The organism is Streptomyces sp. NPDC001348, assembly GCF_053597535.1.
The window spans coordinates 49,911-60,689 of record NZ_JBSFIK010000052.1 but is presented as its reverse complement, the minus strand read 5'-3'; the positions used below and the strand labels follow the sequence as shown (position 1 = coordinate 60,689).

At 72.1% G+C, this 10,779-nt stretch carries 9 protein-coding genes; 2 read left to right on the top strand and 7 right to left on the bottom strand.

The window, feature by feature from the left end; all coding sequences use genetic code 11:
• Window positions 1-402, top strand: a 402-nt coding sequence (locus ACWC21_RS36525; protein ID WP_450888409.1) for an adenosylhomocysteinase, incomplete at its 5' end; no start/stop codon positions are given.
• Window positions 403-522: 120 nt separating this feature from the next.
• On the opposite strand, the gene ACWC21_RS36520 is transcribed toward ACWC21_RS36525, so the two are convergent.
• Window positions 523-1,131 (bottom strand): TetR/AcrR family transcriptional regulator, encoded by a 609-nt coding sequence (locus ACWC21_RS36520; RefSeq protein ID WP_450888408.1) that lies wholly within the window; start codon window positions 1,129-1,131, stop codon window positions 523-525.
• Between the two features lie 136 nt (window positions 1,132-1,267).
• On the opposite strand from ACWC21_RS36520, the gene ACWC21_RS36515 reads away from it, so the two are divergent.
• Window positions 1,268-2,173, top strand: a complete 906-nt coding sequence (locus ACWC21_RS36515; RefSeq protein ID WP_450888413.1) for an NAD(P)-dependent oxidoreductase — start codon at window positions 1,268-1,270, stop codon at window positions 2,171-2,173.
• Here ACWC21_RS36515 and ACWC21_RS36510 read toward each other — a convergent pair.
• The 6 genes from ACWC21_RS36510 to ACWC21_RS36485 all read right to left on the bottom strand — a co-directional run bounded on the left by ACWC21_RS36510 (window position 2,154) and on the right by ACWC21_RS36485 (window position 10,723).
• Window positions 2,154-3,092 carry a hypothetical protein gene (locus ACWC21_RS36510; protein ID WP_450888407.1) on the bottom strand — a complete coding sequence of 313 codons (939 nt, stop codon included), beginning with the start codon at window positions 3,090-3,092 and terminating at the stop codon, window positions 2,154-2,156. The genes ACWC21_RS36515 and ACWC21_RS36510 overlap by 20 nt on opposite strands.
• Window positions 3,093-3,165: 73 nt before the next feature.
• A complete protein-coding gene (locus ACWC21_RS36505) occupies window positions 3,166-4,179 on the bottom strand; it encodes an MASE1 domain-containing protein (RefSeq protein ID WP_450888405.1) in 1,014 nt (337 codons plus the stop codon).
• Between the two features lie 79 nt (window positions 4,180-4,258).
• The gene (locus ACWC21_RS36500) at window positions 4,259-5,593 is read right to left on the bottom strand and encodes a PP2C family protein-serine/threonine phosphatase (RefSeq protein ID WP_450888403.1); all 1,335 of its coding nucleotides are present in this window, start codon (window positions 5,591-5,593) and stop codon (window positions 4,259-4,261) included.
• Window positions 5,594-5,739: 146 nt separating this feature from the next.
• Entirely contained in the window at window positions 5,740-6,735 is a 996-nt protein-coding gene (gene meaB, locus ACWC21_RS36495; protein WP_450888401.1) for a methylmalonyl Co-A mutase-associated GTPase MeaB, read from the bottom strand.
• Window positions 6,736-6,740: 5 nt separating this feature from the next.
• Complete coding sequence (scpA, locus tag ACWC21_RS36490) at window positions 6,741-8,915, bottom strand: methylmalonyl-CoA mutase (protein WP_450888399.1); 2,175 nt, start codon at window positions 8,913-8,915, stop codon at window positions 6,741-6,743.
• Window positions 8,915-10,723, bottom strand: coding sequence for a methylmalonyl-CoA mutase family protein (locus ACWC21_RS36485; RefSeq protein WP_450888398.1), 1,809 nt, complete (start codon window positions 10,721-10,723; stop codon window positions 8,915-8,917). Before ACWC21_RS36485 ends, scpA begins: the two co-directional genes overlap by 1 nt.
• Between the last annotated feature and the right edge of the window lie 56 nt (window positions 10,724-10,779).

The window sequence follows — 10,779 nt, the reverse complement described above, 5'->3', positions numbered from 1 at the left end:
CACTTCGACAACGAGATCGACATGGCCGGCCTGGCGAAGGTCCCCGGCATCGTCAAGGACGAGGTCAAGCCGCAGGTCCACACCTGGACGTTCCCCGACGGCAAGGTGATCATCGTGCTGTCCGAGGGCCGCCTGCTGAACCTGGGCAACGCCACCGGCCACCCCTCGTTCGTGATGTCCAACTCCTTCGCGGACCAGACCCTGGCCCAGATCGAGCTGTTCACCAAGCAGGCCGAGTACCCGATCGGCGTCTACACGCTGCCCAAGCACCTCGACGAGAAGGTCGCCCGCCTCCACCTGGACGCCCTCGGCGTCAAGCTCACCACGCTGCGCCCGGAGCAGGCCGCCTACATCGGCGTCGAGGTCGACGGCCCCTACAAGCCGGACCACTACCGCTACTGATCCCTCATCCGAGGAGGAAGCCATGAACCGCGACTACCAGGAAGAAGCCCACTGGCCGGTGCTGCACCTGCCCGGGGTGGACGAGGACCCGGCCGAGTCCCACATCGTGCGGGGCATCGACTAGGAGCCGCCCCGGCCGGCCGGGCGCACCGCGGCGTCGAGGAGCGGGCCGAGCTCCCGGGCCACCGTCGTCAGCGCGCGGACGTCCCGCTCGGCCCGGGCCAGGAGGATCGCCCCCTCCAGAGAGCTGATCATGAGCGTGGCGAGGGCTCCGGCCCGGTCCTCGGGCACGCCCATGTCGGCCAGTGCGCGGGCCACCGGTCCGGTCCAGGCGGCGAACGCGGCGGCCGCGGCCTGACGGGTGGACTCGGTGGACTCCGCGCAGTCCACCGTCGCGGCGGCGACCGGGCAGCCGCCCGAGAAGCCGGCGGTCCGGTACTCGTCGGTCCACTGCCGCACCATCTCGGCGAACAGTCCGCTGGGCGTCGGCTCGGGCAGCGCGGCCAGGAAGCGGGCGACACGGTTGCCCGCGTACCGGCCCGCCCAGCCCACCGCCTCGTTGACCAGCTGCTCCTTGCCCCCGGGGAAGTAGTGCTGGAGTGAACCGCGCGGCGCCTCGGCGTGCACGGCGACCTCGCGCATCCCCGTGGCGGCGACCCCCTCGCGCCGGATGAGCTGGGCCGCGCTGAAGACCATCCGCTCCCGCGGTCCCCGTTCGGACACCGTCATCCCCGATCCGTCCCCTTTCCCCGAGCCATGTGCCGGGTGTTCCCGCACCACCCTATGACCGCCGTCATAGATGCGGCTACTATGACCGCTGTCATAACGGGAATCGGCTCGGCGGTGCAGCATGGACGCAGGTTTCGTGGAGGCGGGTTTCATCGGGCTCGGCGTCATGGGACAGCCCATGGCACTCAACCTCGTTCGCGCCGGGACGCCGGTCGTCGTCTTCAACCGCACCCCGGCCCGGTGCGAGCCCCTGCGGGCCGCCGGGGCCCAGATGGCGGCGAGCCCCGCGGAGGTCTTCGAACGGGCGGAGACCGTGATCCTCATGCTGGCCGACGAGACCGCCGTGGACGCGGTCCTGGGGCGGGGCACCCCGGCCTTCGCCGCCCGTCTGGCCGGACGCACCGTGGTCCACATGGGCACGACCTCGCCCGAGTACTCGGCCGGCCTGCGGGACGCCGTCGTGGCCGCGGGCGGGCGCTACGTCGAGGCCCCGGTGTCCGGCTCCAGGGTCCCGGCGGAACAGGGGGAACTGGTGGCGATGCTGGCGGGGGACGACGAGGCCGTGCGGGCCGTACGCCCCCTGCTCGCGCCCCTGTGCCGTGAGACGTTCGACTGCGGTGCCGTCCCGGGCGCGCTGCTGATGAAGCTCTCGGTCAACCTGTTCCTGATCACCCTGGTCACCGGCCTGACCGAGGCCTTCCACTTCGCCGGCCGGCACGGGCTCGACCAGCGCCTGCTCCGGGACGTCCTGGACGCCGGCCCGATGGCCAGCGCCGTCTCGCGGGTGAAGGCGGCCAAGCTGCTGGCCCGTGACTTCACCGTCCAGGCGGCGGCCGCCGACGTACTGAAGAACAACCGGCTGATCGCCGGGGCCGCCCGCGAGGCCGGCCTGGCCTCCCCCCTCCTCGACGTCTGTCACGCCCTCTACGAGGAGACCGTGGCGCGCGGGCACGGCGACGAGGACATGGCGGCCGTGCTGCACGCGCTGGAGGCACGCACGGCGGGCGACCGGGGCAGGCGGATCACGACTGCCCGTCGATGACCGCCCGGGCGTTGCGCACGGCGGTGCGGTTCCGGCGCGTGACGCCGTCCAGCAGGGTGCGGTTCTTCGCGATCAGCCGCTTCTCGATCCTTACGTCCACCTCGTGCACGGCCTTGACGTAACCGGTGCTCCGCTTGCAGTCCGCGTCGGCCTCGGCCGTGCGCCTCTCCTTCCGGGACGCCTCCTCGGCGGCGAACCAGTCCGCCTGGTACTGGGCGTCCTTCGGGTCCTTGAAGGAGAACCCCTCCTTCTTCATGCACGACGACCATGCCTTGTCCGCCCGCCGGTGCGCCGGATCCTTGGCCGCCTGGCCGTTCGCCTGGCGCATCAGGCGCATGACGGTCAGCTCGTAGCCCTTGAAGCGGATCCCGGCGAACGTGGCCCGCTCCGGTACGGAGCCGTAGACGCGCCGGTCGGCCTGGCCGAGGCAGCCCCCCTCGGGGATCCGGTGACCGTGGGCCCGCCTGGAATCGCCGTGCCGGAAGTCTCCGGTGAGCGCCAGGTACTGGTCCATCGGCCACTTCCGGTCCTGCGTTTCGGGCGAGGGGCTGTGGTAGCCGGTCTTCGCTCCCTGGCGGGGATCGTCGATCCCGTACGGCTTGTCGCCGAGGTCCAGGTCCACCGAGGACAGCCGGATCGCGCCCGGCGCATCGGGCCGGACCGGATCGTCGGCGGGCGGGGCGAACGCCGCGAAGCCGGAGAAGCCGAGCCCGGCCATGCACTTCCTGCCCAGGTCCCACCGTGCCTCGTGGAGCAGCTTCCGCTCGTCGTGGTCGAGGTCGTAGCGGGTCAGCGGGAGCGCGGCGCGGGTGTTGAGGTCCTGGTCGGAGGCCGCCTCGTGGTGGCTGCCGGGCAGGTCGCAGGCGGTCAGTGCGCCGTAGACGGCGAGAAGAAGCACGAGGGGGGTGGATCTTCGCATCGGACCAGTTGAGCAGGCCGGGTTCACGGGTGCAGTGGTGGAGCCCACAGTTCCGCAGGCGGGATGCCGGTGCTCAGGCCGGTCGCCTGGTCGGCCCGCCGTGCCGCTCCTTCTCGCCGCTGTGGCCGAGCGTCGGCCGACCGCCCTTCGTGGCCATCCTGGTCACCATCTCGGCGAGCTGCCCGCAGGCCAGCGCGATCTCCTTCTGGGCCTGGTTCCGCTCCGTGACGGCCGCCGCGAGCACGAGCGCCGTGAGCGCCGCGGACCCGTTGAACGCCTGCAGCGTGACCATTCGGCTGAGCAGGTCGTGACCGGCGAACGGTCCGGCCCCCTTGGTGGCGGCGAGGATCGCGAAGGTCGACACGACCAGGGCGCAGGGCGCGGCCCCGGCCAGCTGGAAGCGGAAGGCCGCCCAGATCAGCAGCGGGAAGCAGAGGAAGAGCAGCGGCGTGGTGCCGGTCTGGATGACACCGACGCCGACGGTGGCCACCGCCAGCAGCAGGCCCTCCACCCAGCGGGACGGCGGGACGTCCCTCGGCCGGTGTGCCGAGCGAAGGACGAGCAGGACCGGCGTCACCAGCAGTACGCCCATCGCGTCCCCGGTCCACCAGACCGACCACGTCGGCCAGAACCTGTCGGCGCTGAGCACGCCGGAGAGCGCCAGTGCCGCGCTGCCCATCGTGGCGCTGACCAGCATTCCGGTGAACGCGCCGAGGAAGATCAGCGCGAGTGTGTCGCGCAGGCGGTCCAGTTCGGTGCGGAATCCCACCCGGCGCAGCAGCAGACAGGCGCAGACGGGCGCGAGGGTGTTTCCCGCCGCGATCCCGAGCACGGCCCAGACCGACGGCCCCAGCGTGACGTTGGCGAGCAGCGCCCCGAGCGCGATCCCGGGCCAGACCCGCAGGCCGAGGACGAGCAGGCTCGCCACGGCGATACCGGTGGGTGGCCACAGCGGGGTGACCTGGCCGCGCACCAGCTGCTGCAGCAGACCCAGCTCGGCCGAACCGTAGTACAGCGCGGCCACGGCGCAGATCTCCAGGACGATCACGCCATCGCGCCGAAGTCGCTCGTTCCGCGCGACTGCCATCGGGCGACCTCCGCATCGACGCCCCACGGACCATCATCCGCCTGATCCCCGGGATCCTCCACGGCACGGCGGAGCGGCGTCAGGGCCCCGGGGCGCGCACGGCCAGGATGGCCATGTCGTCGTGACCGTCGCTGGGATGGTGGTCGGCCAGTGCCCGGACGAAGTCCTGCAGGGGCAGCGTCGTGTACCGGGCGGCGAGGTCGGTGAGCTCGTCCAGGCTCTCGTCGATGGCGTGCGCGGGGTGTTCGATCAGCCCGTCGGTGTAGAAGACGACCGTGGCGCCCGGAGGGAGCGCACGGGAGTGGTTGGGGCGGGGCTGCTCGGGGTCGACCCCGAGCGGCAGTCCGGGTTCGGCGAAGAGGTATTCGGCCCGGCGCCCGGGGGCGAGCAGGAGCGGCGGAACGTGCCCGGCGCTGCTCCAGTGGAGCCGCCAGGCCGCACCCTCGGGTTCGATGCGTGCCAGCGTGGTGGTCGTGACCGGGTTGTCGGTGATGGCCTGCAGCGCGTGGTCGAGCTGGGCGAGGACCGTGCCGGGCGGACTGCTCCCGTCGAACAGCAGGGCGCGCAGCATGTTGCGGGTGGAAGCCATGGCCGCGGCGGCCTTCAGGTCGTGGCCGACCACGTCCCCGATGACGACCGCCACGACGTCGCCGGGCAGCGGGACGGCGTCGTACCAGTCCCCGCCCAGCTGGCTGGGCTCGGCGGCCGGCCGGTAGATGGCGGCGGCCGTGAAGGGCCGCAGATCGGGCAGCGTCGGCAGCAGGAGCCGCTGGAACTGCTCGGCTCCCACGCGTACCTGCTCGAACAGGCGGACGTTCTCGATGGCGATGCCGGCGGCGGTGGCCAGGGCGACGACGACGTTCTCGTCATGGGCGTCGAAGGGCTGCCCGTCACGCCGCTCGGACAGGTACAGGTCGCCGTAGATCTCGCCGCGCACGCTGATGGCGACCCCGAGCAGGGTGCCCATGCGGGGGTGGCCGGGCGGGAACCCGACGGACGACGGATGGGTGCGGATGTGGTCGACCCGCAGGGGTTCGGGGTGGTGGATCAGGTGCCCGAGGACGCCCAGACCGCGCGGCAGGCCGGTCCCGGACAGATCGGCGTACTCCTGCTCCGACAGACCGGCGGTGATGAACTGCTCCAGGCGCTCGCCGGGCGCGTCGAGGACGCCGAGTGCCCCGTAACGGGCACCGACCAGGTCCATGGCGGTGGTCACGATGCGGTGCAGCACCGCGGGCAGCTCCACCTCCCGGCTGATGGTCACCACCGCGTCCAGCAGGCCCTGCAGCCGGTCCATGGCGGCCAGCATCGCGTGCAGCTGCGCGTCGATCCGGGCCACCTCCGCGCGCAGGCGCAGGTGCAGCTCGGGAAGGTCCGGTTCCTTCGACGCCGGCCACGCCTCCCTTCCCGTCATCACGGTCGCCCGGTGCTGGGATGTCGGGTCTCGGTCACCACAGGGGACTCCGGCAGAACAGGCAAAACGGTCAATGCGTGAGATTCAGCATGCCACACCGGGGTGACGCCGGACACCGGCTGCGATCTTCTGCCCCGGGCCTCCGGTCAGGAGGAGCCGGCCGTCCCCCGGAACGCCTCCAGAATCCGTTCCGCGGCCGATGTCGCGGTCAGTGAGCCGTCCCGTACCGCCTGTTCCAGCGCCGGTGCGACCTCCCGTACCGCCGGGTCGGCGTGCAGGCGGCCCAGCAGTTCGTCGCGGACCATCGACCACGTCCAGTCGACCTGCTGGCCCCGCCGTTTGGCGGTGAGCCGCCCGGTGGAGTCCAGCAGGGTGCGGTGCTGTTCCAGCCGCTCCCACACCACGTCCAGGCCGGTCGACTCACGCGCGCTGCAGCTGAGCACCGGCGGCGTCCAGAACGCGTCCTTGCCGTGCATCAGCCGCAGCGCACCCGCCAGTTCACGGGCCGCGGCCCGGGCGTCGCGCTCGTGCGGGCCGTCCGCCTTGTTGACGGCGATCACGTCGGCCAGTTCCAGCACGCCCTTCTTGATGCCCTGCAGCTGGTCACCGGTGCGGGCCAGGGTGAGCAGCAGAAAGGAGTCGACCATGTTCGCGACCGCGGTCTCGGACTGGCCGACACCGACGGTCTCCACCAGGATCACGTCGTAGCCGGCGGCCTCCATCACCACCATCGACTCGCGGGTGGCCTTCGCCACGCCGCCCAGCGTGCCCGCGCTGGGGGAGGGGCGCACGAACGCGTTCGGATCCACCGCCAGGCGCTCCATCCGGGTCTTGTCACCCAGGATCGAGCCGCCGGTGCGGGTCGAGGACGGGTCCACGGCGAGCACCGCCACCCGGTGCCCCAGCGAGGTCAGCTGCGTGCCGAAGGCGTCGATGAACGTCGACTTGCCCACGCCCGGCACCCCGCTCACGCCGATCCGCCGCGCCCGGCCGCTGTGCGGGAGCAGCTCGGTGAGCAACTCCTGCGCCAGCGCCCGGTGCTGCGGCCGGGTGGACTCGACGAGCGTGATCGCGCGGGCCACGATCGCCCGCTTCCCGTCGAGCACACCCTTCACGTACGTGTCGAGATCGATCGCTGCCATGGGGCCTACAGCTCGTGGCCGAGGTCGGCCGCCAGCCGCTGCACCAGGTCGTGGGCCGCGTCCGGGATCACCGTCCCGGGCAGGAACACGGCCGCCGCGCCCATCTCCAGCAGCACCGGCACGTCCTGCGGCGGGATCACCCCGCCGACCACGATGGTGATGTCCTCCCGGCCCTCCTCGGCGAGCTTCTCGCGCAGCGCCGGCACGAGGGTGAGGTGACCCGCGGCCAGCGAGGACACGCCGACCACGTGCACGTCCGCCTCGACCGCCTGGCGGGCGACCTCCTCCGGGGTCTGGAACAGCGGGCCGACGTCGACGTCGAAGCCGAGGTCGGCGAAGGCGGTGGCGATCACCTTCTGGCCGCGGTCGTGGCCGTCCTGGCCCATCTTGGCGACCAGGATGCGCGGCCGGCGCCCCTCGGCCTCCTCGAAGGCGTCCACCAGGGCACGGGTGCGGTCCACGTTCGGGGACTCCCCAGCTTCGTTGCGGTACACCCCGGAGATCGTACGGATCTGGCTCGCGTGCCGGCCGTACACCTTCTCCAGGGCGTCGGAGATCTCACCGACGGTCGCCTTGGCGCGGGCCGCGTGCACCGCGAGCTCCAGCAGGTTGCCGTCGCCGTCGGCGGCCCGGGTGAGCGCGTCGAGGGCGTCCCGGCAGGCGGTCTCGTCCCGCTCCGCGCGCAGCCGCCGCAGCTTCTCGATCTGCTGGGCCCGCACGGAGGAGTTGTCGACCTTCAGGACCTCGATCGCCTCGTCGCTGTCGACGCGGTACTTGTTCACGCCGATCACCGGCTGCCGTCCCGAGTCGATCCGGGCCTGGGTCCGGGCCGCCGCCTCCTCCACACGCAGCTTCGGGATGCCCGCGTCGATGGCCTGCGCCATGCCGCCCGCCTGCTCGACCTCCTGGATGTGCTGCCAGGCCTTGCGGGCGAGGTCGTAGGTCAGCTTCTCCACGTACGCGCTGCCGCCCCACGGGTCGATGACCCGGGTGGTGCCGGACTCCTGCTGGATGAGCAGCTGGGTGTTGCGGGCGATGCGCGCCGAGAAGTCGGTGGGCAGCGCGAGGGCCTCGTCGAGGGCGTTGGTGTGCAGCGACTGGGTGTGGCCCTGGGTCGCCGCCATCGCCTCCACACAGGTGCGCGTGACGTTGTTGAACACGTCCTGCGCGGTCAGCGACCAGCCCGAGGTCTGCGAATGGGTGCGCAGGGAGAGGGACTTGGAGTTCTTCGGCTCGAACTGCGCGACCAGCTTGGCCCACAGCAGACGGGCCGCCCGGAGCTTCGCGATCTCCATGAAGAAGTTCATGCCGATCGCCCAGAAGAACGACAGCCGCGGCGCGAACGCGTCCACGTCCAGACCCGCATCCCGGCCCGCCCGGATGTACTCCACCCCGTCGGCGAGGGTGTACGCCAGCTCCAGGTCGGCCGTCGCACCGGCCTCCTGGATGTGGTAGCCGGAGATGGAGATGGAGTTGTAGCGGGGCATCCGCTGCGAGGTGTACGCGAAGATGTCGGAGATGATCCGCATCGACGGCTTCGGCGGATAGATGTAGGTGTTGCGGACCATGAACTCCTTGAGGATGTCGTTCTGGATGGTCCCGGCCAACTTCTCGGGCGGTACGCCCTGTTCCTCCGCCGCCACGATGTACAGCGCCAGGATCGGCAGCACGGCGCCGTTCATCGTCATCGACACGGTCATCTTGTCGAGCGGAATGCCGTCGAACAGCTGCCGCATGTCGTAGATCGAGTCGATCGCCACACCCGCCATGCCGACGTCACCGGTCACCCGCGGGTGGTCGCTGTCGTAACCCCGGTGCGTGGGCAGGTCGAACGCGACCGACAGGCCCTTCTGACCGGCCGCCAGGTTCCGCCGGTAGAACGCGTTGGACTCCTCGGCGGTGGAGAAACCCGCGTACTGGCGGATCGTCCAGGGCTGGTTGACGTACATCGTCGGGTACGGGCCGCGCAGGTACGGCGCGATGCCCGGGTACGTCCCCAGGAAGTCCAGGCCCTCCAGGTCACGCCCGGTGTACAGCGGCTTGACCCCGATGCCCTCCGGGGTCTCCCACAGCGGTTCCTCGCTCCCGGTCGCCCGCCTGACGGCCGTACGCCACTCCTCGGCACTGCCGTCGACGGCCGGCGTCCCCAGCTCGATGCCGGAGAAGTCGGGGATTCCCATCAGGACACTCCCATGCGGTCGAGGGTCGCGGACAGCACGGCGACGGCGTCGCAGCCCGCGAACACGTAACTGTCGACGCCCGCGTACTCGGCGGGACGCCCCGCGAGGAACACATGCCGGGCGCCCGAGGCCTTGAGGAACTCCGCGGTCCGCTCGGCCTGCTCCTCGTACAGCGCGTCACTGGAGCACAGCACCGCCTCGGTGGCGCCGCTGTCCTCGAAGCGGCCCTCGGTGACCGGCTCGATGCCGCCCGCCTGGAAGAGGTTGGCGGCGAAGGTCGAGCGTGCGGTGTACGCGGCGGCCGGACCGATCGTCGCCAGGAAGATCCGGGGACGGCAGCCGGTCGCCGCGAGGTGGGCGTCGGAACGGGCGCGCAGTTCCTCGTACGCCTCGTCACGGCGCACCCGCGGCAGCCCGCCGGACGGCGGCTCCGGGGCGGGCTCGCGCTCCACCGGCTTCTCCGCCAGCAGCGGGAACTCGCTGACGCCGGTGATCGGTTCACGCCGCTTGGCGAGCTTCTTGGAACGCTCCGCCCACGTCGTCGCCAGGTCCGTGCGGATCCGGCCGGAGCGCAGGGCGGCCGCCGGGCCCCCGTCGCCCTCGACCGAGCGGAAGTACGCCCAGCTCGCCTCGGCCAGTTCGCCGGTCAGCCGCTCCACGTACCAGGAGCCGCCCGCCGGGTCGATCACCCGGGCCAGGTGGGACTCCTCGACCAGGATCGTGGAGGTGTTGCGGGCGATACGGCGGGAGAACGCGTCCGGCAGGCCGAGCGCGTGGTCGAACGGCAGCACGGTGACGGTGTCGGCGCCGCCGACCCCGGCGGCCAGTGTGGCCACGGTGGTGCGCAGCATGTTCACCCACGGGTCGCGGCGGGTCATCATCACCGGCGAGGTCACGGCGTGCTGCACCTGCGCGCCCGCGCCCGGCGCCCCGCACACCTCGGCCACCCGCGCCCACAGCCGGCGGGCCGCGCGCAGCTTGGCGATGGTCAGGAACTGGTCGGCGGTGGCCGCGTACCGGAACTCCAGCTGTCCCAAGGCCTGTTCGACGGTGAGGCCTGCCCCGGTCAGCTCCCGCAGACAGGCCACGCCGGTCGCCAGGGACAGGCCCAGCTCCTGCGCGGCCGAGCCGCCTGCCTCGTGGTACGGCAGCGCGTCCACGGTCAGCGCGCGCAGCCCGGGATACGACTCGGCGCAGCGGACGGCGAGCGCGGCGACCGGCGCGAAGTCCAGGGGGGAGCCGGTGCGGGCCTCGTACCCGAGCGGATCGGCGCCCAGGCCGCCGCGCACCGCCTTCGGGTCCACGCCCCGCTCCTCGTACAGCCGCAGCAGCGCCTCGGCCGCGGCCGCCACGTCCCGGCCGGCGTCGAGCACGACCGGCGCCAGGTCGAGGTGGACGCCGTCGAGCACCTTGCCGAGCGAGGCCACCGGGATGCCGCCCTCGCCGAGCACCAGCCAGAGCGAGGTGACGCCGTTCTCCAGGTCGGTCAGGACCGCGCCGTCCCCGGCCGCCGCGTACCGCTGGCGTACGTCCCAGCCGCCGGCGGTGCCGCCCTCGGCGCGGCCGCCGCGTACGAACGGGGCGAAGCCGGGCAGGCCGGGGTCGGGCGCGCCGTCGCGCGCGGTGTACAGCGGCCGGGTGCGCAGCCCGTCCTCCAGCGTCGTGGACAGGGCGTCCTCAGCTGCCGCGCCCGAGACTTCCTTGCCCGACTTGCGCAGCACGCCCTCGACCAGGGCTTGCCACTGCTCGTGTGTCGCGTCAGGGAACTCGGCGGCCAGTGAGAGCCCGTCGTCAGGCAGGACCGTCATGGCTCGGATGCTAGGGCAGGGGGCTTAAGCGAGAGCAGAGCAGGGGTTGTGACGTT